General features: G+C 74.3%; 22 protein-coding genes and 1 pseudogene. 4 read left to right on the top strand and 19 right to left on the bottom strand.

The annotated features are described in order from the left end of the window. From RZ50_RS28715 to RZ50_RS00300, 9 genes and pseudogenes are all read right to left on the bottom strand, one after another. Positions 1 to 450, bottom strand: a pseudogene (locus tag RZ50_RS28715) (hypothetical protein); the annotation flags it as partial. 64 nt (positions 451 to 514) lie between these two features. Then, positions 515 to 1,108 carry an SMC-Scp complex subunit ScpB gene (locus RZ50_RS00265; RefSeq protein WP_254802057.1) on the bottom strand — a complete coding sequence of 198 codons (594 nt, stop codon included), beginning with the start codon at positions 1,106 to 1,108 and terminating at the stop codon, positions 515 to 517. Between the two features lie 275 nt (positions 1,109 to 1,383). Further along, positions 1,384 to 2,271 carry a ScpA family protein gene (locus RZ50_RS00270; RefSeq protein ID WP_196949843.1) on the bottom strand — a complete coding sequence of 296 codons (888 nt, stop codon included), beginning with the start codon at positions 2,269 to 2,271 and terminating at the stop codon, positions 1,384 to 1,386. 109 nt (positions 2,272 to 2,380) lie between these two features. Further along, entirely contained in the window at positions 2,381 to 3,004 is a 624-nt protein-coding gene (locus RZ50_RS00275) for a hypothetical protein (protein ID WP_308271040.1), read from the bottom strand. Continuing rightward, on the bottom strand, positions 3,001 to 4,068 hold the full coding sequence (locus tag RZ50_RS00280; protein WP_374199850.1) for a ParA family protein: 1,068 nt from the start codon (positions 4,066 to 4,068) through the stop codon (positions 3,001 to 3,003). Before RZ50_RS00280 ends, RZ50_RS00275 begins: the two co-directional genes overlap by 4 nt. 425 nt (positions 4,069 to 4,493) lie before the next feature. After that, on the bottom strand, positions 4,494 to 5,609 hold the full coding sequence (ald, locus tag RZ50_RS00285; RefSeq protein WP_196949845.1) for an alanine dehydrogenase: 1,116 nt from the start codon (positions 5,607 to 5,609) through the stop codon (positions 4,494 to 4,496). Between the two features lie 262 nt (positions 5,610 to 5,871). After that, complete coding sequence (locus RZ50_RS00290) at positions 5,872 to 7,965, bottom strand: tetratricopeptide repeat protein (protein WP_217680158.1); 2,094 nt, start codon at positions 7,963 to 7,965, stop codon at positions 5,872 to 5,874. A gap of 184 nt (positions 7,966 to 8,149) precedes the next feature. Further along, on the bottom strand, positions 8,150 to 8,797 hold the full coding sequence (locus RZ50_RS00295) for an NUDIX hydrolase (RefSeq protein ID WP_196948789.1): 648 nt from the start codon (positions 8,795 to 8,797) through the stop codon (positions 8,150 to 8,152). Positions 8,798 to 8,890: 93 nt separating this feature from the next. Then, a complete protein-coding gene (locus RZ50_RS00300; RefSeq protein WP_196948788.1) occupies positions 8,891 to 10,528 on the bottom strand; it encodes a CTP synthase in 1,638 nt (545 codons plus the stop codon). 763 nt (positions 10,529 to 11,291) lie between these two features. On the opposite strand from RZ50_RS00300, the gene RZ50_RS00305 reads away from it, so the two are divergent. Continuing rightward, on the top strand, positions 11,292 to 13,286 hold the full coding sequence (locus RZ50_RS00305; RefSeq protein ID WP_308271044.1) for a glycoside hydrolase family 15 protein: 1,995 nt from the start codon (positions 11,292 to 11,294) through the stop codon (positions 13,284 to 13,286). Here RZ50_RS00305 and RZ50_RS00310 read toward each other — a convergent pair. The 3 genes from RZ50_RS00310 to RZ50_RS00320 all read right to left on the bottom strand — a co-directional run bounded on the left by RZ50_RS00310 (position 13,283) and on the right by RZ50_RS00320 (position 16,996). After that, a complete protein-coding gene (locus RZ50_RS00310) occupies positions 13,283 to 14,461 on the bottom strand; it encodes a glycosyltransferase family 4 protein (RefSeq protein ID WP_196948787.1) in 1,179 nt (392 codons plus the stop codon). The genes RZ50_RS00305 and RZ50_RS00310 overlap by 4 nt on opposite strands. A gap of 167 nt (positions 14,462 to 14,628) precedes the next feature. Further along, positions 14,629 to 16,362 (bottom strand): DNA repair protein RecN, encoded by a 1,734-nt coding sequence (gene recN / locus RZ50_RS00315; RefSeq protein ID WP_196948792.1) that lies wholly within the window; start codon positions 16,360 to 16,362, stop codon positions 14,629 to 14,631. Between the two features lie 88 nt (positions 16,363 to 16,450). Then, positions 16,451 to 16,996: a YitT family protein gene (locus tag RZ50_RS00320; protein ID WP_254802060.1), complete on the bottom strand. Its 546-nt coding sequence runs from the start codon at positions 16,994 to 16,996 to the stop codon at positions 16,451 to 16,453. Positions 16,997 to 17,303: 307 nt separating this feature from the next. Between RZ50_RS00320 and RZ50_RS00325 the strand changes: the two genes are divergently transcribed. Beyond that, entirely contained in the window at positions 17,304 to 18,803 is a 1,500-nt protein-coding gene (locus tag RZ50_RS00325; protein ID WP_217680159.1) for a PLP-dependent aminotransferase family protein, read from the top strand. A gap of 21 nt (positions 18,804 to 18,824) precedes the next feature. On the opposite strand, the gene RZ50_RS00330 is transcribed toward RZ50_RS00325, so the two are convergent. From RZ50_RS00330 to RZ50_RS28730, 4 genes are all read right to left on the bottom strand, one after another. Further along, entirely contained in the window at positions 18,825 to 19,733 is a 909-nt protein-coding gene (locus RZ50_RS00330) for an NAD kinase (RefSeq protein ID WP_196950498.1), read from the bottom strand. Between the two features lie 92 nt (positions 19,734 to 19,825). Then, positions 19,826 to 20,632 carry a TlyA family RNA methyltransferase gene (locus RZ50_RS00335; protein WP_196950500.1) on the bottom strand — a complete coding sequence of 269 codons (807 nt, stop codon included), beginning with the start codon at positions 20,630 to 20,632 and terminating at the stop codon, positions 19,826 to 19,828. A 36-nt stretch (positions 20,633 to 20,668) separates the two neighbouring features. Then, a complete protein-coding gene (locus RZ50_RS00340; RefSeq protein WP_196950497.1) occupies positions 20,669 to 20,905 on the bottom strand; it encodes a hypothetical protein in 237 nt (78 codons plus the stop codon). Beyond that, positions 20,889 to 21,728, bottom strand: coding sequence for a histone H1-like repetitive region-containing protein (locus RZ50_RS28730; RefSeq protein WP_254801933.1), 840 nt, complete (start codon positions 21,726 to 21,728; stop codon positions 20,889 to 20,891). The genes RZ50_RS00340 and RZ50_RS28730 overlap by 17 nt, the downstream gene beginning before the upstream one ends. A gap of 156 nt (positions 21,729 to 21,884) precedes the next feature. Between RZ50_RS28730 and RZ50_RS00350 the strand changes: the two genes are divergently transcribed. Beyond that, a complete protein-coding gene (locus RZ50_RS00350; RefSeq protein ID WP_196950496.1) occupies positions 21,885 to 22,232 on the top strand; it encodes an SCP2 sterol-binding domain-containing protein in 348 nt (115 codons plus the stop codon). Between the two features lie 54 nt (positions 22,233 to 22,286). On the opposite strand, the gene RZ50_RS00355 is transcribed toward RZ50_RS00350, so the two are convergent. Both RZ50_RS00355 and RZ50_RS00360 read right to left on the bottom strand, forming a co-directional pair. Further along, the gene (locus RZ50_RS00355) at positions 22,287 to 23,324 is read right to left on the bottom strand and encodes an HAD-IIA family hydrolase (protein ID WP_217680162.1); all 1,038 of its coding nucleotides are present in this window, start codon (positions 23,322 to 23,324) and stop codon (positions 22,287 to 22,289) included. A 78-nt stretch (positions 23,325 to 23,402) separates the two neighbouring features. Continuing rightward, entirely contained in the window at positions 23,403 to 23,972 is a 570-nt protein-coding gene (locus tag RZ50_RS00360; protein ID WP_196950223.1) for a M48 family metallopeptidase, read from the bottom strand. A 92-nt stretch (positions 23,973 to 24,064) separates the two neighbouring features. On the opposite strand from RZ50_RS00360, the gene RZ50_RS00365 reads away from it, so the two are divergent. Beyond that, positions 24,065 to 25,435 (top strand): DUF1015 family protein, encoded by a 1,371-nt coding sequence (locus tag RZ50_RS00365; RefSeq protein ID WP_196950222.1) that lies wholly within the window; start codon positions 24,065 to 24,067, stop codon positions 25,433 to 25,435. 77 nt (positions 25,436 to 25,512) lie between these two features. Here the strand turns inward: RZ50_RS00365 and RZ50_RS00370 are convergent, their stop codons facing one another. After that, entirely contained in the window at positions 25,513 to 26,448 is a 936-nt protein-coding gene (locus tag RZ50_RS00370) for a tetratricopeptide repeat protein (RefSeq protein WP_196950225.1), read from the bottom strand. Positions 26,449 to 26,802 lie beyond the last annotated feature (354 nt).

A 26,802-nucleotide genomic window follows, 5' to 3' on the forward strand; every position in this document is an offset into this window, starting at 1 on the left:
GCCGCGGGCCGGGGTGGCGTTGGGGCCGCCGCCGTACTCGGGGCGGTCGTACTTGCGCTCCTCGGGCCGCAGCGGGCGGTCCGGGTAGCGGCGGTCGTCGCGCCGGTCGTCCCGGCGTCCGCCGTCCCGCCCGTACGAGCCGCCACCGCGCGAACCCGAACCCGAGCCGCCGCCGTAGGAGCCGCCGCGCGAGCCCGAACCCGAGCCGCCGCCGTAGGAGCCACCGCGCGAACCCGAACCCGAGCCGCCGCCGTACGAGCCGCCGCGCGAACCCGAACCCGAGCCGCCGCCGTACGAGCCGCCGCGCGATCCACCGCCGTACGAACCCCCGCGCGAGTCCGAGCCGCCGCGGCCGCCGCCACCGCCGTAGGAGCCGCCCCGGCCCCCACCCTGTCCGCCGCGACCGCTGCCGCCGCCGCTGCCGTTCCTGCCGTTGCCACTGCTACGCATCAAAGTGTCCGTACGTCGTTACCGTCTGGGATGTGCGGTCGTTTCGGCCGACCTCACCGTCCCCCTACCGATCGGGCGCTGCCCGGTCGGCCTCGCCACTGCCGTCCGCGGCCTGCGCGGCAGCGGCGGCGACCGCCTCCGCGATCATCGTGCCCTCCAGGGACTCCGCTTCCACGTCGTCGACCTCGGGCAGGAAGGGAGCGAGCTCCGGCAGCTCGTCCAGGCCGCGGAGCCCCATCCGTTCCAGGAAGTAGTTCGTCGTCCGATACAGGATCGCACCTGTTTCGGGCTCGGATCCGGCCTCTTCCACCAGTCCTCGCTGTACCAGGGTACGCACCACGCCGTCACAGTTCACACCGCGGACGGCGGAAACCCGGGATCTGGACACCGGCTGCCGGTAGGCGACCACCGCCAGGGTCTCCAGCGCGGCCTGGGTGAGCCGGGCCTGCTGGCCGTCCAGCAGGAAGCGGTCGACGGCCTCGGAGCACGTGTCCCGGCTGTAGAACCGCCAGCCGCCGGCCACCAGCCGCAGGTCGAAGCCGCGGCCCTGGGTGGTGTACTCGGCGGACAGCTCGTGCAGCGCCGCCGCCACCTCGGTCCGGGGCCGCTCCAGCACCCCGGCCAGCCGTGCCTCGGGGACCGGCTCGTCGACGACCATCAGGACCGCCTCCAGCTCGGCCCGCAGGCCCGGCCCGCCGGGCTCCTGGGCGGCGTCGGCGGCCGGCGGGGCCTGCTTCTGGTGCACCACCCGGGCGTCGGCCGCCACCGAAGCCGGAGCCGGGGCCGATGCCGAACCCGGGGCCGAACCCCGGGCCGAACCCGCCACCGGCTCCGGCAGCAGCTCGAAGGCCGGCTCCAGCCACTCCCCGGCCCGCGGCCGCCCCGGCAGCCCGAGCGGGCGCCGCACCGGCCGCCCGCCGTCGTTCCCGGCACTCATCGCCGCTCGTCCTCCTTCTCCGGCCGCCCGGCCCGCTCCGGCTCGCCCGGCGGCCGGTCGAACTCGTCCGTCACCTCGACCGGCCCCCGGCCCTCCTCGGCCACCCAGCGCACCCGCAGCTCGCCGAGCGCCTCCGGCTGCTCGAAGGCCAGCACCCGCTCCCGGTACAGCTCCAGCAGCGCCAGGAAGCGGGCGACCACCACCAGGGTGTCCGGCGCGTCCGCCACCAGCCGCTGGAACGAGGCCTCACCCAGGTCGGTCAGCAGCCCGGCCACCAGCCCGGCCTGCTCGCGCACGCTGACCGGCGGGGAGTGGATGTGGTCCACGTACACGACCGGCTTCGGCCTGGGCTCCATCGCCTTGGCCGCCAGCTCGGCCAGCCGCTCCGGCCCGACGGTGATCACCACCTCGGGCAGCAGCTCCGCGTGCCGGGGCTCCAGCCCGACGGTCCGGGGCCTGCGCAGCAGCTCGGCCGCCCAGCGCTCGCCGAACAGCGCCGCCGCCCGCTTGTAGGCCCGGTACTGCAACAGCCGCGCGAACAGCAGGTCACGCGCCTCCAGCAGGGCCAGGTCCTCCTCGTCCTCGACCTCGGCGACGGGCAGCAGCCGGGCGGCCTTGAGGTCGAGCAGGGTGGCGGCCACCACCAGGAACTCCGTCGTCGCGTCCAGGTCCCAGTCCGGGCCCATCGCCCGGATGTGCGCCATGAACTCGTCCGTCACGGTGGCCAGCGCCACTTCGGTGACGTCCAGCTTGTGCTTGGCGATCAGGCTGAGCAGCAGGTCGAAGGGGCCCTCGAAGTTGTCCAGCCGTACCCGGAAGCCGCCCCGCGACTCGTTCCCGGTCGCGTTCACGGTGCTGGTGGCTGGTTCGACGGTGCTCGGCATGACGGTCCATCTTCACCCGTCCGCGCCGCCCGCCCCGCCACGGGGCCACCGACACGCCGCCCGGCCGACGGCCCCGGCACCCGGCACCCGGCCTTGGGAACCGCGGCTGCTACCGGCCGCGCAGCCGCCGAACCAGGATCGAGGCCTCACCGCGCTGCTCCAGGTCGGCCAGGACGACCGCGATGGCCTCCCGGACGATCCGTCCGCGGTCCACGGCCAGGCCGTGCTCGCCGCGCAGCACCAGCCGGGTGTGCTCCAGGTCCATGAGCTCCTCGGCGGACACGTACACGGTGATCTTCTCGTCGTGCCGCTCGCGCCCGCTGGGGCGGCGCGGCGCACGGCCGCGGGGCCTGGCGCGCCCGGAGGCACCCGTCTGCTCCTCGGCGCCACCCTGATGGGTGCGGGCCGCCGGAGCGGCGGCGCCTCGGCCGCCCGACACGGTCTTCCCGGCCTGGGCGGCGCCCTGCGGTGCCCCCTGGGCCCCTGTGGCGGACCGCTGGGCGGGCGGCTGCGCGGGCGACGGCACCGCGGCGGCCGACTGCTGGTCCTGCGACACCTGCCGGTCGTCCTGGGCGCCCTGGGCGGCCTCGGCACCCTCGGCGCCGTCCGTGCCGTTGACGGTCCGCGCGGTCTCCGGTCTGGCTGCCTCGGCGGCCGGACGCGGCGCCAGGGACGGCGACAGCGCCATCCCGCCGGTGGTCCGGAACAGCTCGTCGGCACCCGGAAGACTCACTCGGCGGGGCGGCACCGGTCGAGCACCTCCCTGGCGAGCTGGCGATAGGCGGCGGCACCGACCGAGTTGGTCGCGTACGTCGTGATGGGCTCGCCGGCGACGGTGGTCTCCGGGAAGCGCACGGTCCGCCCGATGACGGTGTGGAAGACGTGGTCGCCGAACGCCTCGACGACCCGCGCCAGCACCTCACGGCTGTGCACGGTGCGCGAGTCGTACATGGTCGCGAGGATGCCGTCCAGGCGCAGCTCGGGGTTGAGCCGCTCACACACCTTCTCGATGGTCTCGGTCAGCAGCGCGACGCCGCGCAGCGCGAAGAACTCGCACTCCAGCGGGACGATGACGCTGTGAGCGGCCGTCAGTGCATTGACCGTCAGCAGACCCAGCGAGGGCTGGCAGTCGATGATGACGTAGTCGTAGTCGGGCAGCAGCGGCTTCAGGGCGCGCGCCAGCGCGGACTCCCGGGCCACCTCGCTGACCAGCTGCACCTCGGCGGCGGAGAGGTCGATGTTGGAGGGCAGCAGGTCCATGCCCGGCACGGCGGTCTTGAGCAGCACCTCATCGGCCGTCAGTCCCCGCTCCATGAGCAGGTTGTAGACGGTGACGTCGAGCTCCATCGGGTTGACGCCGAGGCCGACCGAGAGCGCGCCCTGCGGGTCGAAGTCGACGAGGAGCACCCGGCGGCCGTACTCGGCCAGCGCGGCGCCCAGGTTGATGGTCGACGTGGTCTTGCCGACGCCGCCCTTCTGGTTGCACATGGCGATGATCTGGGCGGGGCCGTGCTCGGCGACCGGCGCGGGGATCGGGAAGTACGGCAGCGGCCGACCGGTCGGGCCGACCCGCTCGCGGCGCTGGCGCGCGGCGTCGGGGGCCAGCGTGGCGGCGTACTCCGGGTCCGGCTCGTACTCGGCGTCCGGGTCGTCGTAGGCGCCGTAGGCGAACTCGCCGTAGGCCAGGCCGTAGGCCGCCAAGTCGGCGTCGTGATCGGTCACCGTGGTCACCTGTGCTGTGTTCTGGCGTGCTTCGAAGGTACGGAGTGCGACCGAGCCGACCTCGGCCGAGCCCACGGAGGGCTGCCGGGCCCCGGGCTCCTCACTCGGCTGGCCGGCGGTGTGTGCCGCCAGTCCTGGCTGACCACCCCCGGGAGCAATTGTCGACTCATTCACAAGTCGTCTTACCTCCTTGGGCATCCAGGACTCTATGTCGATTCGTCAGCGTGGCAGCATGCCGACGGTTTGCGACTCTAGGCCGTTCAAGGCGTTCGCAGCAACACAATCCACGGTAGTGGGCCCGATGTGTCGACTATCAGGCGGGCTGCTGTCAAGGGATGAGTAGGCCGATGACCCTAACGTTTCTGCGGGCGGGTGATACGACCGATGGAAATTGACGACAGAGCGACCTGCCCGCTCCACCCGTCGTTCACGGGCATGGCGAAGCCCCCGACCAGATCAGCTCGGGTCGGGGGCGAACGACCGCCGTGCGGTCAGGGGGTTCAGGCGAGCACGCTCTCCAGCGAGACCGACTCCAGGCCGAAGGCCTCGGCCACGGCCGGGAAGGTGATCTGGCCCTCGTGCACGTTGAGGCCCTTGGCGAGCGCGGCGTCGCGGCGCAGCGCCTCCTTCCACCCGCGGTTCGCCAGCTCCAGCACGTACGGCAGGGTGGCGTTGGTCAGCGCGTAGGTGGAGGTGTTCGGGACGGCGCCCGGCATGTTGGCCACGCAGTAGAAGACCGAGTTGTGGACCTTGAAGGTCGGGTCGTCGTGCGTGGTGGCGTGCGAGTCCTCGAAGCAGCCGCCCTGGTCGATGGCGATGTCGACGAGCACGGAGCCCGGCTTCATGCGGGAGACCAGCTCGTTGGTGACCAGCTTCGGGGCCTTGGCGCCGGGGATCAGCACGGCACCGACGACCAGGTCGGCCTCCAGGACGGCCTTCTCCAGCTCGAAGGCGTTCGACACGATGGTCTTGACCTTGGTGCCGAAGACGCGGTCGGCCTCGCGCAGCTTGTTGATGTCGCGGTCCAGCAGGGTGACGTCGTAGCCCATGCCGACGGCGATGGTGGCCGCGTGCCAGCCGGAGACGCCACCGCCGATGACGACGGCCTTGGCCGGGTGGGTGCCGGGCACGCCGCCGGGCAGGGTGCCACGGCCGCCGGCCGGACGCATCAGGTGGTACGAGCCGACCTGCGGGGCCAGGCGGCCCGCGACCTCGGACATCGGGGCGAGCAGCGGCAGCGCACCGTTGGTCAGCTGCACGGTCTCGTACGCGATGGCAGTGGTGCCCGAGGCGATCAGCGCGTCGGTGCCGGCCCGGTCGGCCGCCAGGTGGAGGTACGTGAAGAGGGTCTGACCCTTGCGCAGCCGGTGGTACTCGGAGGCGATGGGCTCCTTGACCTTCAGCAGCAGGTCGGCCGTGGCCCACACCTCGTCGGCGGTGGGGAGGATGGTGGCGCCGGCGGCCACGTACTCCTCGTTGGGGATCGAGGAGCCGACACCGGCGTTGTCCTCGATGTAGACCTCGTGTCCGTTGCGGACCAGCTCATGCACGCCGGCGGGCGTGATGGCCACGCGGTACTCGTGGTTCTTGACCTCGCGGGGGATGCCGACCTTCACGGCTAAACACGTCCTCTTGCCATGGGGGTCCCGACCGGAGAAGACCGGTGGGCGACGCGCACGTGGGGAAGCCGCCGGGACAGCCCGGGGCAGGGGATCGCTGCGCGACTGAGTTCGAGTGTAATGAAGCCCAGGCGGCCTGTCAGCCTTCCAAATCGAATAATTTCGCCGAACACATTGGCAGGTTCGTAGGCTTCCGCTCCGACTTACCTACCAAAGGTGCCGTAACCGGGCACCTTCGACAATACTCCCGAAACCCCCCTCACCACCCGGCGTCGACGCGTTCCCGCAGGTCCGCGAGGGCCACTCCGACGGCCTCCCGGCCCCGCTCGTCGCCCAGCCTTCGCAGCACCGCCAGCGCGGCCCGGTACTCCCGGTCGGCCTCCTCGAAGCGGCGCTGCGCGGTGTGCGCCTCGGCCACCCGGGCCAACAGCCGGGCCTCCGCCGCGTGGTCCCCCAGCGACTGCCGCAGGCCGAGCGCCCGCCCGTACCAGTCGGCGGCCCGCACCGCGTCGCCCAGTGCCCGGTGGCAGCCGGCCGCGGCCTCCAGGGCCCGGGCGCAGAGCGGTTCGTCATCGGCCGTACGGGCGTGCTCCAGCGCGGCCCGGTAGTGCGCGGCGGCCTGCTCCCAGCGGCCCGCCCCGACCTGGAGGTCGCCCAGGTTGAGCAGCGCGGCCGAGGCCCGGCGCGGGCGGCCGTGGCGCTCGGCGACGGTCAGCACCAGCTCGTGCAGCCGGTACAGGTCGGCGGGCGCGGCCCCGCCGGTGAGCGGCAGCGCCCGCAACAGCGCTGTGACCAGCCGGCCGGCCGAGCCGTCCAGGTCGCCCTGGCCGATCGCGTCGGCCACCGCGCCGAGCAGCAGCTCCCGCTCGCCGAGCAGCCACTCCCGGGCGTGCGCGGCCGAGCGCAGCCGCAGCGCGGCCGGCAGCGGTTCGGGGGCGGGGCCGGCGGCCGGGTCGAGCAGGGCGCGGGCCGACTCGGTGAGCCGGACCAGCCGCTCCAGCAGCCGGGCGCGGGCCAGCTCGGTCTCGGCGGGCCGGTCCTCCCGCTCGCGCAGCCGGACCAGCCGCGGGTAGAGCCGCCCGGGCACCCGGTAGCGCGGGGTGCCGTCGGCCGCGGCGGCCTCCTCGCCGAGCAGCTCCCGTTCGGCCAGCGCGGCCAGCGTCGTGGCCGCCTCCGGCGCCGGGCAGCCGACCAGGGCGGAGGCGGTGCGCGGGTCGGCGGTCTGCGCGGGGGCCAGGGTGAGGGTGCGCAGCATCCGCGCCTGGGCGGGTGACAGGGTGCGGTAGAGCAGCGTGAACGCGCCGAGCAGCGGGTCGTTGTCGGGGACGGGCACCGGCTCGGCCGGCTCCGGGCCGGGCTTCACCCAGGTCGCCGGGTCGCCGGCCGCCTCGGGCACGGCCGGGGCGGGCTCCGCCGCCTGCTCCCCGTCCTTCTTCCCCGACAGATCCGGCGACAGGTCCGGCGACAGGTCCGGCGACGGTTCCCTCGACGGATTCCGCGGCTGCTTCCTCCCCGGCTTCTGCTGCTTCTTCGGCGCCTCCTCCTCGGGCGCCGTGGCCGCCGCCGCCGAGGTCTCCTCCCCCACCACCCGGTTGAGCTCGCGCGCCGCGTCGGTGACCGCGATCTTCGGGTCGCCGCGCAGCCACCCCGCCATCAGCCGCAGCGCGGCCGGGCCGGAGGCGCAGGCCTCGGCCAGGTCGGCCCCGCCGACCGGGTCGCAGGAGATCCGGGTGCCGCCGACCAGGTCGGCCAGCAGCTCGCCGGAGGCCTGCCGGTCCAGCCCGCCGAGGATCACCGGGTCGATGTCCTCGATCCCGGTGAGCGGCCCGGCCGTGGTGGCCAGCACCAGGCAGCCCGGCTCGTCGGCGAGCAGCGGCCACACCTGCCCGGCGTCCCGCACGTCGTCCAGCACCAGCAGCACCCGCCGCCCCGCCAGCGCCTCCCGCAGCGCCACGCAGCCCGGTTCGTCCCGCCCGTCCTCGACCGCCCCGGGCAGCGGCACGGGGGCCTGCGGGTCGAGCTGTTCGAGCAGCACCCGGGCGGCCCGGCCCGGCGGCACCCGCCCGCCGTCCGGGGCGGAGAGCCGGGCGAACAGCACGCCGTCCGGGTAGTCGGCGCCGACGGTGCGGGCGAAGCGGGCGGCGAGCGCCGTCCGCCCGGAGCCGGGGCGCCCGGCCAGCACCAGGACCGGGCAGCGGCCGCTCACGGGACGGGCGGCGGCCGCCCGCAGCGCCGCCAGTTCGGCGCGCCGCCCGGCGAACAGCGCGGGCCCGGCGGGCAGCCGGTCCAGTCCCGGGACGGCCCCGGCGGGCGCGCCGGAGCCGGGGTCCATCGTCGCCGTCTTCCTCGCCACCCTTGCCACTCCCGACGGTCATCCCGCGCCCAGCGGCCGGCGGTCAGCGTCCGGTGCTCGACGGAGGCCGCCCGGGACGGGCGCCCTGTCTGCGAAGCGTAGTTCGACCGTCCGGCTCAGCCGAGGTGACATCCGGTCGTACGAACCGGTGAATCACCCCAAGGCATCAACCCGGACGGTTCGCTCACTTCTCGAACGGCCTGGCGGGCCAGGGCGAGTCGGCCTGGCGCAGCCCGGCCAGACCCTCCGGAGAGGTCAGCGCGGCGTGCACGGCGAGGGTCCCGGTGACCAGGGTCGGGTTGTGCAGCCGCCCGGCCAGGATCAGCCTGATCAGTTCGGGCACCGGCACCCAGGCGACCTCGATCTCCTGCTCCTCGCCCTCGGCCGCGAAGCGGTCGCCGTCGGCGGTCGACAGGTCGGTGGCCAGGAACATCCGCAGCGCCTCGTCGGTGCCGCCCGGGGAGGTGTAGTAGTCGGCGAGGATCCGCCAGGTGTCGGCCTTGCAGTACGCCTCCTCGTACAGCTCGCGCTGCGCGGCGTGCCACGGGTTCTCGCCGGGCACGTCGAGCAGGCCGGCCGGCAGCTCCCAGAGCCGCTGGCGGACCGGGTGGCGGTACTGGCGCAGGACCAGCACGCGCTGCTCGTCGTCCAGGGCGAGCACCGAGACGGAGCCGGGGTGGGTCTGGTAGTCGCGCCGGGCCCAGCTGCCGTCGGGCATCCGGACCTCCTCGCTGCGCACGCCGGTGACCTTGCCCTGGAACGGCGTCCCGCTCGCCCGGACCTCCCACTCCTCGGCCGTGTCGGCGATCACCGGGTGGCTCTGCTCGTGCATCACTGTCCCCTTTTCGTCAGTACGACACAATCTAACGCCGGACGGCGGCCCCGCGGGAATCGCGGGGCCGCCGTCCGGTGAACGACCGACGACTTACTCGGCGGCGGAGGTCTTGATCTCGATGGCCGCCTTCACCAGGCCCGCGAACAGCGGGTGCGGGCGGGTCGGACGGGACTTCAGCTCCGGGTGGGCCTGGGTGGCCACCAGGTACGGGTGCACCTCGCGCGGGTACTCGACGTACTCGACCAGGTCGCCCTTGGGCGAGAGGCCGGAGAACACCAGGCCGGTCTTCTCCAGGTCCGCGCGGTAGGCGTTGTTGACCTCGTAGCGGTGGCGGTGGCGCTCCTCGACGTACTGCTCGCCGCCGTAGACCTCACGGACGATCGAGCCCTCGGCGAGCTTGGCCGGGTACAGGCCCAGGCGCATGGTGCCGCCCAGGTCGCCCTTGCCGTCGACGATGGCCAGCTGCTCGGCCATGGTGGAGATGACCGGGTGCTTGGCGGCGGCGTCGAACTCGGTGGAGTTGGCCTCGGGCAGGCCGGCCAGGTTGCGGGCCGCCTCGATGACCACGCACTGGAGGCCCAGGCACAGGCCCAGCAGCGGGACCTTGTTCTCGCGGGCGTAGGTGATCGCGCCGACCTTGCCGTTGACGCCGCGGTCGCCGAAGCCGCCGGGGATGCAGATCGCGTCCACGTCGCCGAGGTGCTCCCGGGCGCCCTCGGGGGTCTCGCAGTCGTCCGAGGTGACCCACTTGATCTCGACGCGGGCGTTGTTGGCGAAGCCGCCGGCGCGCAGCGCCTCGGTCACCGACAGGTAGGCGTCGGGCAGGTCGATGTACTTGCCGACCAGGGCGACCTTGACGATGTGCTGCGGCTCGTGGACGCGGCGCAGCAGGTCGTCCCAGGTGGTCCAGTCCACGTCGCGGAACGGCAGGTCGAGGCGGCGCACCACGTAGGCGTCCAGGCCCTCGCCGTGCAGCACCTTGGGGATGTCGTAGATCGACTTGGCGTCGATGGCCGCGACCACGGCCTCCTCGTCCACGTCGCACATCATCGAGATCTTGCGCTTGATCGCCTTCGGGACCTCGCGGTCGGCGCGCAGCACGATGGCGTCCGGCTGGATGCCGATGTTGCGCAGCGCGGCCACGGAGTGCTGGGTGGGCTTGGTCTTGAGCTCGCCCGAGGGGCCGATGTACGGCAGCAGGGAGACGTGCACGAAGAACACGTTGTCCCGGCCGACCTCGTGGCGGACCTGGCGGACGGCCTCCAGGAACGGCAGCGACTCGATGTCGCCGACGGTCCCGCCGACCTCGGTGATCACCACGTCGACGTCCTCGGTCGCCATCCGGCGGATCCGGGACTTGATCTCGTTGGTGATGTGCGGGATGACCTGGACGGTGTCGCCCAGGTACTCGCCGCGGCGCTCCTTGGCGATGACGGTCGAGTACACCTGGCCGGTGGTGACGTTCGCCGAACCGTGCAGGTTGGTGTCGAGGAAGCGCTCGTAGTGACCGATGTCCAGGTCGGTCTCGGCGCCGTCGTCGGTGACGAACACCTCACCGTGCTGGAACGGGTTCATGGTGCCCGGGTCCACGTTGAGGTACGGGTCGAGCTTCTGCATCGTCACGCGCAGGCCGCGGGCCTTGAGCAGCGCGCCGAGGCTGGAGGCGGTCAACCCCTTGCCGAGCGAAGAGGCGACACCCCCGGTGACGAAGAGGTGCTTGGTCGTCACGGCGCGGCCGTTCGCTGCCTTGCCGGAATGGGGCTGTGCCAAGAGGGGGCTCCCGTGGGTCGCGTGTCGAAGGTGACGTGGGCGGGAAGCTCTCGGCTCGCCGGGCGACGGGAGGCCGGCTAGGTGCTCGGCACTCGGGGGGTCGTCGGTTCGGCTGGTCCGGGGCGTTTGATCCCGCCGGTCCACGGGATACCAGGGTATCAGTGACGCGACCCGGACGCCTTTCGGCCCGCGCGCGGCACCTCCGCAGCGTGCGCCCGGCGCACAACCGGCGCATCACGAGCCGCACGAGTCACACCGGTCGCACCACCCGCCGGACCGGGCCAGCACCGGGCACCCCGTCCGGACCATGGCGGATCCTCCGTAGAGACCAGCCGGAGCTGATCCTTCCGGACCATCCTTCGCCACACCCTCGCGATGCACGGCATTTCCGCCGAATTGCGGCGCCACACCGGGCTGCGCCCGCGTGCTTCGCCCCTTTCGTCCGTCGTAAGCTGCACGGACGCATCGCCGACAGCACGAGCACGCGGAGGGCGTGGGAGGGTCAGGTGACTCCCGGTCCCCGATGCGCGACCGGACCTCCCCGCATTCCAGCTCCTCCCACCCACCTCAGGGGCTCGACAGAGCCCCGCGCGGACACTCCAGCAAGGCCCGCCACCACCCCCCGGCGGACCGGACGTCCCGGGGTGGATCCGGCCCCGCAGACCGCTCGCTCCCTCGTTTCGCCGATGCGTCCTGACCACATTGCGAACTGGAGATCCACGTGGCCGGCCGTATCGAGGACTACGCACTCATCGGGGACATGCAGACCGCCGCCCTGGTCAGCAGGGACGGGGCGGTGGACTGGCTCTGCCTCCCCCGCTTCGACTCGCCGGCGGTGTTCGCCGGCCTGCTCGGCACCGATGAACACGGCTTCTGGCGCATCGGCCCGGCCGAAGCCGTCCTCACCGAGGTCCCCGCCCCGGCCACCGGCACGCCCGGAACGGCCCCCGCCCGGGCCCGCTTCACCGACGACCTGCGGGTGCCCCCGCCCACCGCCGCCGCCCCGGCCGTACCCGCCGACCGCCGCCGCTACCGGGGCGACTCGCTGATCCTGGAGCAGGAGTGGGACGCCCAGGGCGGCACCGTACGGGTGATCGACTTCATGCCGCCGCGCCCGCTGGCCGGCCGCGACGCCGTGCCCCAGGTGATCCGGATCGTCGAGGGCGTGACCGGCACCGTACGGATGCGCTCCGCGCTGCGGATGCGGTTCTCGTACGGCCGGGTGGTGCCCTGGGTGCACCGGGTCGAGCAGGCCGAGGGCGGCCACCGCACCGTCGCCGTCGCCGGGCCCGACTCGGTCTGGCTGGACGGCGAGGCCGAGACCTACGGGCGCGACCTCACCACCTACGCCGACTTCACCGTCGGCGCCGGCGAGCGGATCGCCTTCGCCCTCACCTGGCAGGCCTCCCACCTCGACCCGCCCAAGGCCCCGGACGCCGAGGAGATGCTCGACGCCACCGCCGACTTCTGGCACGACTGGGCCCGCCAGTGCACCTACCAGGGGCCCTATCGCGAGGCGGTGGTCCGCTCCCTGATCACCCTCAAGGGCCTCACCTACGCCCCCACCGGCGGCATCGTCGCCGCCCCCACCACCTCGCTGCCCGAGGACATCGGCGGCGAGCGCAACTGGGACTACCGCTACACCTGGCTGCGCGACGCCGCGATCACCCTCTCCTCCCTGCTGCGCACCGGCTACCGCGAGGAGGCCAAGGCCTGGCGCGAGTGGCTGCTGCGCGCCGTCGCCGGGGACCCGGAGAACCTCCAGATCATGTACGGCATCGCCGGCGAGCGCGAGCTCAACGAGACCTCCCTGGACTGGCTGCCCGGCTACGAGAACTCGCAGCCCGTGCGGGTCGGCAACGGCGCCGCCGGACAGCTCCAACTCGACGTCTACGGCGAGGTGGTGGAGGCCCTACACCTGGCCCACATGACCGGCCTGGTGCGCAACGACCACGCCCACCACCTCCAGCTGCGCCTGATCGAGTACCTGGAGGACCACTGGCAGAACCCGGACGAGGGCATCTGGGAGGTCCGCGGGCCGCGCCGGCACTTCGTCCACTCCAAGGTGATGGCCTGGGTCGCCGTCGACCGCACCATCAAGCTGCTGGAGCAGACCCCCGAGGACGCCCCCGAGGAAGGCCACCTGGAGCGCTGGCGCGAGCTGCGCGACACCATCCACCGGGACGTGTGCGAGAAGGGCTACGACCCGGAGCGCAACACCTTCACCCAGTACTACGGCGGCCGGGAGCTGGACGCCTCGCTGCTGCTCATCCCCCAGGTCGGCTTCCTGCCGCCGGACGACAAGCGCGTCATCGGCACCATCGAGGCGATCCAGCGCGAACTGTCCACCGAGGACGGCTTCGTGCTGCGCTACCCGACCCACGACGAGACCGGCAACAACGTCGACGGCCTCTCCGGCCACGAGGGCGCCTTCCTGGCCTGCTCGTTCTGGCTCGCCGACGACCTGGCCATGATCGGCCGGGTGCAGGAGGCCCGCGAGCTGTTCGACAGGCTGCTCGCACTGCGCAACGACCTCGGGCTGCTCGCCGAGGAGTGGGACCCCCGGCTCAAGCGCCAGGTCGGCAACTTCCCGCAGGCGTTCAGCCACGTCCCGCTGATCGACACCGCGCTGCGGCTGACCGCCTGCGGCGCCGCCTACCTGTCGGCCCAGCCGGACGGCCTGGCCGCCGACCGGGCCGAGCAGGCCACCGTCTAGCTCCGCTGGACCAGTTCGTCGTAGGTGCTGAGCACCTGGGCGACGGTGGCGGCCTCGTCCGGCCAGGTCTCGGCCTGCTGGTGGCCGGCCGCCACCAGCTGCTCGCGGCGGGCCGGGGCGGCGAGCAGCTCGCGCACCGCCCGTCCGAGCGCCGCCGGGTCGCCGGGGGGCACCAGTACGGCGGCGTCGCCGACCAGTTCGGGGATGCCGCCGACGGCGGTGGCCACCACCGGGACGCCGGCCCGCATCGCCTCCTGGACGACCAGCGAGCGGGCCTCCCAGCGGCTGGAGACCACCACCACGTCGGCGGCGGCCAGCAGGTCGGGCACGTCGGTGCGGTAGCCGAGCAGCCGCACCGGCAGCTTCTCGGCGGCCACCCGCTCGCGCAGCGCGCCCGCCTCCGGGCCGTCCCCGGCGAGCAGCAGCAGCGGTTCCGGGTCCAGCGCGGACAGCTCGCGGGTGGCGTCCAGCAGCAGCCCGAAGGCCTTCTGCGGGACGAGCCGGCCGACCGCCAGCACCAGCGGGCGGTCCGGGCCCTCGCCGAGCAGCGCCTCACGCGCCTCGGCACGGCCGAGCCTGCCCTCGGGCATCGGCGGGGCCGCCACCGGGCCCAGCCGGGCGTCGGTGGCGCCCAGTTCGCGGGCCCGGGCGACCAGGTCGGAGGAGGCGCCGAGGACGAGGTCGGCGGCCCGGGCCACCCGGCGCTCCATCAGCCGCTGGAGGCGCCGCTCCATGCCGGTGGCCAACAGCGCGTGGTGCGAGGTGACCACCAGCGGGGTCTCCGGGCGCAGGCCCGGGAAGCGGCCGGCGGTGCGCAGCGCGAGGTCGGAGAGCAGCCCGGCGCGCAGCCCGTGGGCGTGCACCACGTCGGCGCCGGTGAAGGCCCGGCGCAGTTCGCCGATGGCGGTGGCGTCGCTGCGGGCGCCCGCGGTGGGGGTGATGTCGACGGTGTGGAACCGGGCGCCGGTGCGGGAGAAGCCGAACAGCGCGTCCGTGCCGTCCGGCGCGCAGACCGTGACGATCACCCCGTGTGCGACCAGGCCCTGGGCCAGGGAGCGCACGTGCGCACCGATGCCGCCGGTGCTGGCGGCCAGGACGAGTACCACGTGCAGCTGCCCCGGTTCCGGGGCGGCCGCGGTGGCCCGGGCGGCGGAATGGTCCACGTCGTCTCGCATCCGACTCGATCAGGTTCGCGCGTCGCCTCGCGAGGATTGCCCGGTCGGCGGCGCTCGGGACTGGAAAGCCAGTGTCCAGCCGCCACCATGCCAGGTCGGCGGCCCTCTTGGACAGTCGGCGCCACGGGGGCGCGTCGCCGTCCGTCCGCGGGGGCCGCCGCCGTCGGCTACCGGTGGCGGGGGGCCCGGGCGGCGGCCAGCAGCTCCTCGGCGTGGGCGCGGCCCAGCTCCGAGTCCTCCAGGCCGGCCAGCATCCGGGAGAGTTCGCGCACCCGCTCCTCGTCGTTCAACACCTTGACACCGCTGCGGGTCACGGTGCCGTCGTTGGTCTTCTCCACCACCAGGTGCCGGTCCGCGAAGGCGGCGACCTGCGGGAGGTGGGTGACCACCACGACCTGGGCGGATTCGGCGAGTTTGGCCAGTCGGCGGCCGATCTCGACCGCGGCCTTGCCGCCGACGCCCGCGTCCACCTCGTCGAACAGGTAGGTGGGGACGGGGTCGGCGCCCGCGAAGACCACCTCGACGGCGAGCATCACGCGGGACAGCTCACCGCCCGAGGCGCCCTTGGCGATCGGGCGCGGCTGGGCGCCCGGGTGCGGGGCGAGCAGCACCTCGACCTCGTCCACGCCGTGCGACCCGTACGCGACGGTGCGGCCCTCGACCTCGATGCCGGCCAGGTCGTCGACCCGGGTGATCGAGAAGGTCACCCGGGCGTGCGGCATGGCCAGTTCGGCGAGCTCGGCGGAGACGGCCTCGGCGAAGCGCCCGGCCGCGGCCTGCCGGGCGGCCGACACCTCGGCTGCCAGCTCGCCCAACTCGGTCCGCAGCTCGGTCTCCTGGGCGCCCAGCTGGTCGATCCGCTCGTCGTCGCCGTCGAGTTCGGCGAGCCGGGCGGACCCGGCCTCGGCCCAGGCGATCACCTCGGCCAGGGTGTTCTCCTCGCCGCCGTACTTGCGCAGCAGCTGGGCCAGGACGGCCCGGCGGTCCTCGACGGCCGCCAGCCGCACCGGGTCGGCGTCCAGGTCGTCCGCGTAGCCGGCCAGGTCCCCGGCGACGTCGGCGAGCAGGTAGCCGACCTCGTTCAGCCGGTCGGCGAGGGCGGCGAGCCGCTCGTCGTGGTGGCGTACGGAGTCCAGGGCGCGCCGGGACTGGCCGAGCAGGGTGCCCGCGTCCAGTGCCTCCGGATCGGCCGGGTCGCCGGCCAGCGCGGAGTGCGCGAGGGTCGCGGCGGAGGACAGCGCGTCGGCGTGGCCGAGCCGCTCGGCCTCGGCGGCGAGCTCGACGTCCTCCCCGGCCACCGGCTCGGCGGCGGCGATCTCGTCCAGGCCGAAGCGCAGCAGGTCGGCCTCCTGGGCGCGCTCGCGGGCCCGGGTGGTCAGCTCCTCCAGCGTCGTCGAGACCTCGCGCAGGACGCGGTAGGTCTCCCGGTAGCGGGCCAGGGGCTCGGCCACCGCCGCGCCCGCGTAGCGGTCCAGCGCGCCGCGCTGGCGGGCCGGGCGCAGCAGTCGCTGCTGGTCGGTCTGGCCGTGCACCGCGATCAGGTCCTCGCCGAGTTCGGCGAGCAGCCCGACCGGGACGGCCCGCCCGCCGACGTACGCCCGGGAGCGGCCCTCGGCGGAGACGGTCCGGCTGACCAGCAGGGCGCCGTCGTCCAGTTCGGCCCCGGCCTCGACGGCGCGGGCCGCCACCAGGGAGTCGGCGGGCAGTTCCAGCCGCCCCTCGACCACGGCGCGTCCGGCGCCGTGGCGCACCAGTCCGGGGTCGGCGCGCCCGCCGAGCAGCAGGCCGAGGCTGGTCACGACCATGGTCTTGCCTGCGCCGGTCTCACCGGTCACGGCGGTGAAGCCGGGGGCCAGTTCGACAACCGCGTCGTCGATGACCCCAAGATCCCGTATCCGCATCTCGTCCAACACGGAGACGACCTTACGAGGTTCCGCCCCCCGAACGCGACGAGTGGCAACGGCGCGCGGCAACTCCGTGCCCCGAAGTTCATCCCTTCCGGGCGGTTTGCGCGGGTCCCGGCACCGTGCACAAGGGCAGGAGGATCTGCACCAGCGGGCCGATGGCCAGCGCGTAGACGACCGTGCCGACCCCGGCGGTACCGCCGAGCAGGATGCCGACGGCCAGCACGGTGACCTCGATCGAGGTGCGGACCAGCCGCAGCGAGCGCCCGGTACGCCGGTGCAGGCCGGTCATCAGACCGTCGCGCGGACCGGGGCCGAGGCGGGCGCCGATGTAGAGGCCGGTCGCCAGGCCGTTGAGCGCGATCGCGGCGACCGACAGCGCGATCCGGGCGGGCAGGCCCTCCGGGCCGCCGACCAGCCGCAGGGTGAGGTCCATCGCCGTACCGATCACCAGGACGTTGGCGATGGTGCCCAGCCCCGGGCGCTGGCGCAGCGGGATCCACAGCAGCAGCACCAGGGCGCCGCAGATGGTCACCCAGGCGCCCACGGTGAGGCCGAACGCCCGTTGGAGGCCCTGGTGGAAGACGTCCCAGGGGTCGAGGCCGAGGCCGGAGCGGAGCATCATCGCCATGCTCACGCCGTACAGGGTCAGGCCGACGACGAGCTGCGGGAGGCGGCGGCCGATCGCGTGGGTGTCGCCGAGGACGCGCACGGCGAGGCTCGGGGCGGGCGGAGCCGTGGTGGCGGCGCTCGGGGCGGTGGTGGTGGTCGGGGTGGTGGTCGGGGTGGCGCTCTGGGTGGCCAATGGTGCTCCTGCGGGTGGTGCTGAACCCCGGGCGGCCCCGGGGGTGGCGGACTCGACGGCCGCGCTGTCATGATGAACAGGCCAATGCATGCCCCTCCAGGGCCAATCACGAGCAAGTGGACTGATCTGCGCCATGGCCGACTGGCACACCACCGTCACCCCGCCCGCACTGGCCCGGCTGCTCGCCACCGCCCGGCTCCCCGAGCCGGCCACCGCGCGCCGCCCCGCCTACCGCACCCTGGCCGGGCAGATCCGGCTGCTGGTCACCGAGGGCCGGCTGCCCGTCGGCGCCCGGCTGCCCGCGGAGCGCGAGCTCGCCACCGCCCTGGAGCTCAGCCGCACCACCGTCGCCACCGCGTACGAGACCCTGCGCGGCGACGGCTACCTGCTCAGCCGCCGCGGCGCCGGCAGCTGGACCGCCCTGCCCGAGGGCGCGCCGCCTCCCGGCGACGCCCTGCGCCCCGTCCCACCGGACGAGCAGGGCCGCATCCTGGACCTCGGCGTCGCCGCCCTGCCCGCCCCGCAGCCCTGGACCGGCCAGGCCGCCGCCCGGGCCGTCGAGCTGCTGCCGCAGTACGCCGCCGGGCACGGCCACTACCCCACCGGCGTACCGGTGCTACGCGAGGCCGTCGCCCGCCGCTACACCGAGCGCGGACTGCCCACCGCCCCCGACCAGATCCTCATCACCACCGGCGCGATGGGCGGCCTGCACCTGGTCCAGCGGGTGCTGGTCGGCCGCGGCGACCGGGTCGCCGTCGAGGCACCCAGCTACGCGCACACCCTTCAGGCGCTGCGGATCACCGGGGCCCGCCTGGTGCCGGTCCCGTACGAGTACGCCCCTCAACCGCGCTGGGACCTGGAGGAGTGGCAGCGGGTACTGCGCGGCGCCGCGCCCAAGATGGCCTACGTCATCCCGGACTTCCACAACCCCACCGGCACGCTCATCGACGAGGAGCAGCGCCGCGAGCTGCTGGCCGCCGCCCGGGCCGCCGGGAGCATCGTGCTGGCGGACGAGACCACCGCCGAACTCGGCTGGGGCGTACCGGAGTCCACGCCGCTGCCGCGTCCGATGGCGGCGCTGGACCGCTCCGCGCAGGTGATCACCGTCGGCTCGGCCGGCAAGCTGCTCTGGGGCGGCCTGCGGATCGGCTGGGTCCGGGCCGCGCCCGCGCTGGTGCGCCGCCTGGCAGGCGAGCGGGTCTACGGCGACAGCGGCACCCCGGTGCTCGACCAGCTGATCGCCGCCGAGCTGCTGGGCGAGCCGCTCCCGGACGTCCGGGCCCATCAGCTGGACCGGCTGCGGGCCACCGCGCACGCCTTCGCCGCCGCGCTGCCCGAGCACCTGCCCGACTGGAGCTTCCCGGCGCCGCCCGGCGGCCTCGCGCTCTGGGTCTCCACCGGCGGACTGTCCGGCGCGGCGCTGGCCCGGGCCGGGGAGCACGCCGGGATCCGGATCGCCGCGGGCAACCGCTTCGGCGCGGACGGCGCCTTCGAGCACCACATCCGGATCCCGCTCACCGTGCCGGCCCCGGCCGTGCCCGCCGCGGTCGAACGGCTCGCCGCGCTGGCCGCCCGCGCCGCGACGGGCGGGCGGCTCGGCGCGGCCGACGAGGCCCAGCCGCTGGCGATCTGACGGACCGTCAGAACAGGCCGGTCAGTGCGTGGTGTTCGACCGGCCGCGCCAACCCGTCACCGGGAGCGCGAACTTGGCCACCAGCCGGTCGGTGAACGGCGCCCGGTGCAGTCTGGCCAGCCGCACCGGCGTCTGCCCCCGACGCACCTCCACCCGTGCCCCGGCGGGCAGTTCGACCGAGCGCCGGCCGTCGCACCAGAGCACCCCGTGCGGGGTCTTGGGCTGCACCTCGACGGCCAGCACCGAGTGCGGCGAGGTCACCAGCGGCCGGGCGAACAGCGCGTGCGCGGAGATCGGCACCATCAGCAGCGCCTCCACCTCCGGCCACACCACCGGCCCGCCGCCGGAGAACGCGTACGCGGTCGAGCCGGTCGGCGTCGCGCAGACCACCCCGTCGCAACCGAAGTTGGAGACCGGGCGGCCGTCCACCTCGGTCACCACCTCCAGCATCCGCTCCCGGGACGCCTTCTCTATCGACGCCTCGTTCAACGCCCAGTCCCGGTGCACCACGTCGCCGTTGGTGCGGACGATCACGTCGATCGTCATCCGCTCCTCGACCTCGTAGTCGGCGTCCACCACCCGCTCGACCACCACGGCCAGGTCGTCCCTCTCGGCCTCGGCGAGGAAGCCCACCCGGCCCAGGTTGATGCCGAGCATCGGCAGCCCGTGCTCGCGCGCCAGCTCGGCGCCGCGCAGCAGCGTGCCGTCCCCGCCGGCGACCAGGATCAGCTCGCAGCCGTCCGCCGCGCCCGGCCCCTCGGCCACCTTCTCGACGCCGCCCGGAAGGTCGAGGTCCACCGCCTCGGCCTCCAGCAGTCTGATCCGGAGACCCGCCTTCAGCAGCCCGTGCACCAGACCCTCGACGCTGCGCAGCGCCGCCTCCCGGCCGGTGTGCGCGATCAGGAAGACCGTACGTTCTTCATCGCTCATGCCGCTGCCCTCTCCCTACGTCTGCCGGGTCGCCCTTGGCCCCGGTGCGGCCGCGCCATACAGCATGACGGGCCGGACGCTCGCAAAGCACCCTACCGGGGCCCCTCCGCCACGGCCCGGTCCGCGTCCGCGGGGTCCAGCTGCGGGGCGTCCCGGCGCAGCCAGAGGAAGTACTCGACGTTTCCGGACGGCCCCGGCAGGGGGCTCGCGGTGACCGCGCGCACGCCCAGCCCGAGCTCCCACGCCTGCCCGGCCACCTGACGCACCATCTCGGCGCGCAGCTGCGGGCTGCGCACCACCCCGCCGCTGCCCAGGCGCTCCTTGCCGATCTCGAACTGCGGCTTGACCATCAGCACCAGGTCCGCGTCCTCGGCCGCGCAGGAGGCCAGGGCCGGGAGCACCAGGCCCAGCGAGATGAACGACAGGTCGCCCACCACCAGGTCCACCGGGGTGCCGCCGATCAGCTCCAGGGTCAGCTCGCGCACATTGGTGCGGTCCATCACGGTGACCCGCTCGTCGCTCTGGAGCGACCAGGCGAGCTGCCCGTAGCCGACGTCCACCGCCAGCACGTGCGCGGCCCCGGAGCGCAGCAGCACGTCGGTGAACCCGCCGGTGGAGGCGCCCGCGTCCAGCGCCCGGCGGCCGTCGACCACCAGGCCCTGCGGCACGAAGGCCGCGAACGCGCCGGCCAGCTTGTGGCCGCCTCGCGAGACGTAGTCGGGATCGTTCTCGTCCTTCGCCACCACGACCGCCGCCGAGGTCTCCACCTGGGTGGCCGGCTTGGTCGCGGTGGTGCCGCCGATGGTCACCCGCCCGGCGGCGATCAGCTCGGACGCGTGCTCACGCGATCGGGCCAGCTTGCGGCGAACCAGTTCCGCATCGAGTCGGCGTCGTGCCACTGCCACTGGTGTTTCAGCTCCTACGGGTCCTACGGGTCATTCCTGGTCGAGCGCGGCCAACGTGTCGGCGAGCCGCTGGTGAACATCTTCGTACACCGCGACGTGCGCCTCGGCGGGCACCCCGTCCAGGGCCTCCAGCCGGGCCAGTCCGGCGTCCACCCCGGGGTGGCCGGTGGGCACCAGCTCGACGCCGAGCGGCTCGGCCTGATCGGTCGGATCGCCGGTCAGGGACGCCGGCCCGGTCGCCCCGCTCGCCTCACTCGTCCCGGACATCGGGCTTCCTGGTGCTGGTGGTCTTGCGGACGGTGGTCCGCTTCGTCGCGGTGCGCTTGGCGGACGACTTGGGCTGCTCGGCGGACTGCTTCGCGGTGGCGGTCTTCTTGACGGTCTTCTTCGCCGTCACCTTCTTCGCCGTCGCCTTCTTCGCCGTCGCCTTCTTGGCGGTCGCCTTCTTGGTCGTGGCCTTCTTCGCCACGGCCTTCTCGGTCGCGGCCTTCTCGACAGCGGTGGCCCTCTCGGCCGCGGGCTCCTCCGCCGGAACCACGACCGGCGCGGCCCGACGCACCGGCGGCACCGGCGGATCGACCTCGACCGGCTCGTCCACCTCCACCCGCTCGGCCACGACCGGCTCCCCCGCCGACCGGTCCGCCGCACGCTCGTCCTCGTACTCCCAGCCGCGCCCGAACAGGTCGTCCGCCCGCGGCGCCGGCACCGGCCCCGCGTACGGCCCCGACCCGGCCCCCGCCGCCGGAGCCTCCTCCTCGACCTCGCGCAGCTTGGTCTCCAGGTACGCCAGCACCACGCCGACCTTGGTCACCTGGTCGCCGACCCTCTCGAAGGCCTTCTCCACCTCGTTGCGCGCCACCCCGACCGCCAGGTCCACCCCGGCCCGCCCGGCGGTGACGGCCTCCCCCGCCAGGGTCTGCAAGGTCCTGGCGGACGGCGGGAACTGCCCGCCGAGCCTGCGCTCGACCTCGGCCACGTCGACCCCGGTCCTCTCCAGGATCACGGCGGCCGTCCCGACGACCCGCTTGCCGACCTCCTCCACCACCACGGCGGCGGCCTCCACCACTCCCCGCACCGTCCTCGGCAGCATCAGGGTGCCTCCTTAGCGCCTACGCGCGCATCGCTCCGTCGCCGTCGGTACCCGGGCCGATCCGGGCACCCCACTGACGACGCTACCGCCAAAACCCTCCTGAGGTACCGTGGCCCGTCAGTCAGCGCAGTAGTGACCTGGGATGGAGCCACCGCCATGGCGAACGCCGAGGAGTGCCGGGAGGCACTGGAACAGCTCAGTCGGAACATGGCGCAGTCCACCGGGGACGTCCGCAAGGCCGCCGCCATGGACCGCTCGCTCAGCTGCCGGATCACCGACCTCGACCTGACCTTCACCGGGCGGCTGCGCGACGGCCGGATCCAGGACGTCGTCTCCGCCCCCGGCGCGCCCGCCGAGAAGGCCGCGATCCGGCTCACCATGAGCAGCGACGACCTCGTCTCCATGGTCGACGGCGGGCTCAACTTCGCCGCCGCCTGGGCGAGCGGCCGGGTGAAGCTGGAGGCCGGCTTCCGCGACCTCCTGCGGCTGCGCACCCTGCTCTGACCCGCTCGCTCCGGCACCCGGTCGCTGCGGCCCGACCGCACCGACCGCCCGGGTTCAGAACCCGAGTTCGGCCAGCGCCTTGTGCCCGTCCACCGGCCGGCCGTCCGCGTCCAGCGCCGTCCACGCCGCCGCGCACAGCGCCCGCAGGCCGTCCCAGCGGTCCCCGCTGCCGGCCAGCCGCAGCTCGCCGCCCTCGGCCGTCGCGACCCAGCCGCCGCAGGCGAAGCCGCCCGCCTCGGCGGTCACCGCCGGGTGCGGGACCAGCAGCCCGCGCAGGTCGGCCGCCAGGTAGGTCGGCCGGTGCTCGACCGGGGCGGCCAGCAGCTGCGCCGGGGTGGCGACCCCGGTGAACACCAGCAGGCTGTCCACCCCGCCGTTGAACGCGCCCTCGATGTCGGTGTCGAGCCGGTCCCCGACCACCAGCGGCCGCTCGGCGCCGGTCCGCAGCACCGTCTCCCGGTGCATCGGCGGCAGCGGCTTGCCCGCGACCACCGGGTCCACCCCGGCCGCCGCCCGCACCGCCGCGACCAGCGTCCCGTTGCCGGGCGCGATGCCGCGCGCCGTCGGTATCGTCAGGTCGGTGTTCGAGGCCACCCAGGGCAGCCCGCCGCGGACGGCGTACGCGGCCTCCGCCAGCTGCGCCCAGCCGACAGACGGGTCGAAGCCCTGCACCACGGCGAGCGGCTCCTCGGCCAGCGAGCGGACCGCGACCAGCCCGCGCTCGGCCAGCGCCTCCTCCAGCCCCAGCCCGCCCACGACCAGCACCTTCGCCCCGGCCGGCACCTTCTCGGCGACCACCCGGGCGGCCGCCTGGGCCGAGTTGATCACGTCCGAGGGCTCGGCCGGTACGCCCAGCTCGGTCAGGTGCCCGGCGACCACCCGCGGCGGGCGGGAGGCGTTGTTGGTCACGTACGCGAGCCGCATCCCGGCCTCACGGGCGACCGCCAGCGAGTCCGCCGCGTGCTCGATCGCGTGCGGGCCGGCGTAGACCACTCCGTCCAGGTCCAGCAGCGCCGTGTCGTACGCCTCGGTCAGCGGGCGGTCGCTGCCGCCGGGGGTGGTCCGTCGCTCGGGGGTGGCCGTCTCGGTCATCGCTGCGCTACCTCATTCACTGCGTTCGCCGCGGCTCTCCACCGCGTTGGCTCGGTTCGTCCTCGTCGTCACGCCCGGTCACGCGTCGTCGTTGACGCCCCCGGGCTCTCCCCCGGCCTGCTCCCCGGTGCCCGCCGGGCCCTCCCCGTACCCCGGCGCTCCGGGCAGCAGCGGGCCGTACGCCCCGGCGCGGGCCGCCAGGGTGGCCCTGGTCTGCCGCAGCGCCTCCCGGTAGTGGTCGGTCTCCGGTCGCATCGCCACGGCCAGCGCCAGGTGCTCGGCGGACGTCTCGAAGTCGCCCGTCCGGGCCGCCGCGACGCCCCACCCGAACTGAGCGTAGTCGTCCGACGGATCGGCCAGCGCCACCGCCCGGAAGTTCTCCAGCGCCGCCGCGTACGAACCGGCGTCGAACTGGGCCCGGGCCAGCGCCTCCCGGATGCTGCGCGAGTGCGGTTCGGCCGCCGCCGCATGGGCCAGCAGCTGCTCGGCGGCCGCCGGGTGGCCCTGTGCCAGCAGCTTCGCGCCCCGGCGGAACCAGTCGTACACGTCCCCTGCGGGCTCGCCGGGCCGCCCCTGGGCCGGAATGCTCCCCGCCGGAAGCTGCTCGCCCGGCACGCCACCGTCCACCTGATCCTGCCCGTCGCCCATGCCGTACCTCGCCCTCGGTCACACACCCGCCCCACAGGTCGGCACGGGTATTCCGATCTCTCAACAACGCGTACCCGGTTACGATGCCCAGAATGAGCACCCCCAGTGCAGAAGACGGAGTCGAGACTCCCGTAGGCGGCCCCGGCGATCCCGGACACGTCGCCACCGCAGGCCTGTCCCTGTCCCCCTTCCGAGGTCTGCGCTACGTCCCCGACCGGGTCGGCGCGCTGGCCGATGTGATGTCCCCGCCGTACGACGTCGTCGACCCGGGGCGCCGGCTCGACCTGGAGACCGCCGACCCCCACAACGTGGTGCGGCTGATCCTGCCCAGGCCCGAGCCCGAGGACGCCGGGGACCGGCCGGACCGTGACACCAGGTACCGGCACGCCGCCCGGCTGCTGGCCTCCTGGCAGCGCGAGGGCGTCCTCGCCGCCGACCCGCGGCCCGCGATCTACGTCTACGAGCAGCAGGTGCCCGCCACCCCCGACTCCCCGGCGATGGTCCAGCGCGGCCTGATCGGCGCCCTCGCCGTGAGCGGCCGCGAGGCCGGCGTCGTCCTCCCCCACGAGGACGTCATGCCCCGGCCGGTCGCCGACCGGGTCGGCCTGATGCGCACCACCCGGGCCAACCTCGAACCGCTGCTGCTCACCTACCGGGGCAACGGCGGCGCCTCCGGCGTCGTCGAGCGGACGGTCGAGCGCGAGCCGCTGCTCTCCACCGCCACCAGCGACGGCACCCACCACCGCCTGTGGGCCGTCACCGACCCCGCCGAGATCGCCGAGATCAGTCGCGACCTGGCCACCTGCCGGGCGCTGATCGCCGACGGCCACCACCGCTGGGAGATGTACCTGCGGCTGCAGCGCGAGCACCGCCACCTGCCGCGCAGCCCCTGGGACCGGGGCATGGTGCTGCTGGTGGACACCGCCCGCTACCCGCTGCGGGTCCGGGCCATCCACCGCGTGCTGTACCGGCTGCCGATCGCCACGGCGCTGGAGCGGCTCGGCGACCAGTGGAAGGTCAAGGAGGTCCCCGGCCCGCTGCCCGCCGCGCTCCAGGCGCTCTCCGAGCAGAAGCGGCACGGCGGCAACGGCTTCGTCCTCACCGGCGGCGACGGCGTCTACTGGCTGCTCGCCGAGCCCGAGGAGTCCCTGCTCGACGCGACCGTGCCGCACGACCGGCCCGAGGAGTGGCGCCACCTGGACGCCACCGTCCTGCACGCCACCCTGCTCGACCACACCTGGCACGTCCCGGACGGCCCGGACGACATCGGCTACCTGCACACCGCCGTGTCCGCCGAGCAGGAGGCCGCCCGTACCGGCGGCACCGCCGTACTGCTGCACCCGGTCCGGGAGTCCGTGGTCCGGCGGTTGGCCGAGCAGGGCGTCACCATGCCGCGCAAGTCCACCTCCTTCGGGCCGAAGCCGGCCACCGGGCTGGTGCTGCGCAGTCTCGCCCTGGGATAACGGATCCCGCCCCGAACGCCGTGAGGCCCTGCCGCTCCTCGGGGGAGCGACAGGGCCTCACGGGTGTTTCAGGGTGCTCAGCTCCGGGCGTCGTCGCCCTTGGCCTCGGCCTGCTTGTCCTCGGCCTGCTCGGCCTTGGCGCCCTGGACCTCGGCGTCCTGGGAACGCTCGGGCACCACGCCGTCGAACTCCTCGTCGATTTCGAGGTCGTCCTCGTCGTAGTACTCCTCGACGTCCTCCTCGTCCTCGAAGATCACGCGGTCGTCGGCGATGTCGCCACCACGCTTCTTCGCCGGGGCCTCGGCCTGCTCGGCGTCGTCCTCGGCCAGCTCCGGGTCGAGCGCGTCGGTGAACTCCACGCCGTCGATCTCGGCCAGCCGCTCCGAGGCGTTGGTCGAACCGTCGGTGTCGGCCTCGGCCGCCTTGGCGAACCACTCGCGGGCCTCGTCGCCACGGCCGGCCGCGATCAGCGCCTCGGCGTAGGCGTACCGCAGACGGGCGGTCCACGGGTGCACGGCGCTGGAGGCCAGCTCCGGGCTCTGCAGGGTGACCACGGCGGCGTCGAACTGCTCCATGTCGCTGCGGGCACCCGCCGCCACCAGGCGCATCTCGACCTGGCCGGCCTTGTCCAGCTGCTTCACCTCGGGCTCACCGGCCATCGCCAGCGCCCGCTCCGGACGGCCCAGACCGCGCTCGCAGTCGGCCATCACGGGCCACAGGTCGGCCCGGCCGGTCATCCGGCGGGCGGCGCGGAACTCGGTCAGCGCCTCGGAGTAGCGCTGGGTCATGTACGAGGCGAAACCGGCCGCCTCACGGACGGCGGCCACGCGGGAGGCCAGCCGCAGCGCGACGCGCGAGTACTGGTAGGCCTCCTCCGGCTCACCGTCGAGCAGGCGGGCCACCATCACCAGGTTGCGGGCGACGTCGTCCGCGAGGGTCTTGGGCAGGCTCTTGAGCTCCTGGCGCACGTCCGCGTCCAGCTCGAAGCCGGTGACGTCCTCCGGGATCGGCAGGCGCTTGACCGGCTCGTAGTTGCCGCGACGGTCGTCGAAGTCCCGACGGCCGCGGTCGCCGCCACGGTCGTCACGGTCGCGGTACGGGCGGTCCTCGCGGTCACGGCGGTAGCCACCGCCGCCCTGGCGATCGTCACGGCGGAAGCCGCCACGGTCGCCACCGCGGTCATCGCGACGGAAGCCGCCACGGTCACCGCCGCGCTCGCCGCGGTCGCGGTTGAAACCGCCACCGGCCGGACGGTCGTCACGACGGAAGCCACCGCGCTCGCCGCCACGGTCATCGCGGTCGCGGAACGGACGGTCCTCACGACGCGGACGGTCGTCACGGTCGTCACGACGGAACCCACCCGGACG

The sequence above is a fragment of the Kitasatospora sp. SUK 42 genome (assembly GCF_015776785.2).
Classification (GTDB): Bacteria; Actinomycetota; Actinomycetes; order Streptomycetales; family Streptomycetaceae; genus Kitasatospora.

Bases quoted from the DNA above. Each gene is read 5' to 3' on its own strand.
- RZ50_RS00270 (WP_196949843.1), bottom strand. From the start codon at position 2,271: ATGCCGAGCACCGTCGAACCAGCCACCAGCACCGTGAACGCGACCGGG.
- RZ50_RS00350 (WP_196950496.1), top strand. From the start codon at position 21,885: ATGGCGAACGCCGAGGAGTGCCGGGAGGCACTGGAACAGCTCAGTCGG.
- RZ50_RS00360 (WP_196950223.1), bottom strand. From the start codon at position 23,972: ATGGGCGACGGGCAGGATCAGGTGGACGGTGGCGTGCCGGGCGAGCAG.
- RZ50_RS00330 (WP_196950498.1), bottom strand. From the start codon at position 19,733: ATGAGCGATGAAGAACGTACGGTCTTCCTGATCGCGCACACCGGCCGG.
- RZ50_RS00310 (WP_196948787.1), bottom strand. From the start codon at position 14,461: ATGCGAGACGACGTGGACCATTCCGCCGCCCGGGCCACCGCGGCCGCC.
- RZ50_RS00340 (WP_196950497.1), bottom strand. From the start codon at position 20,905: ATGTCCGGGACGAGTGAGGCGAGCGGGGCGACCGGGCCGGCGTCCCTG.
- recN (WP_196948792.1), bottom strand. From the start codon at position 16,362: ATGCGGATACGGGATCTTGGGGTCATCGACGACGCGGTTGTCGAACTG.
- RZ50_RS00325 (WP_217680159.1), top strand. From the start codon at position 17,304: ATGGCCGACTGGCACACCACCGTCACCCCGCCCGCACTGGCCCGGCTG.
- RZ50_RS00355 (WP_217680162.1), bottom strand. From the start codon at position 23,324: ATGACCGAGACGGCCACCCCCGAGCGACGGACCACCCCCGGCGGCAGC.
- RZ50_RS00295 (WP_196948789.1), bottom strand. From the start codon at position 8,797: ATGCACGAGCAGAGCCACCCGGTGATCGCCGACACGGCCGAGGAGTGG.
- RZ50_RS00320 (WP_254802060.1), bottom strand. From the start codon at position 16,996: ATGGCGATGATGCTCCGCTCCGGCCTCGGCCTCGACCCCTGGGACGTC.
- RZ50_RS28730 (WP_254801933.1), bottom strand. From the start codon at position 21,728: ATGCTGCCGAGGACGGTGCGGGGAGTGGTGGAGGCCGCCGCCGTGGTG.
- RZ50_RS00265 (WP_254802057.1), bottom strand. From the start codon at position 1,108: ATGGTCGTCGACGAGCCGGTCCCCGAGGCACGGCTGGCCGGGGTGCTG.
- RZ50_RS00365 (WP_196950222.1), top strand. From the start codon at position 24,065: ATGAGCACCCCCAGTGCAGAAGACGGAGTCGAGACTCCCGTAGGCGGC.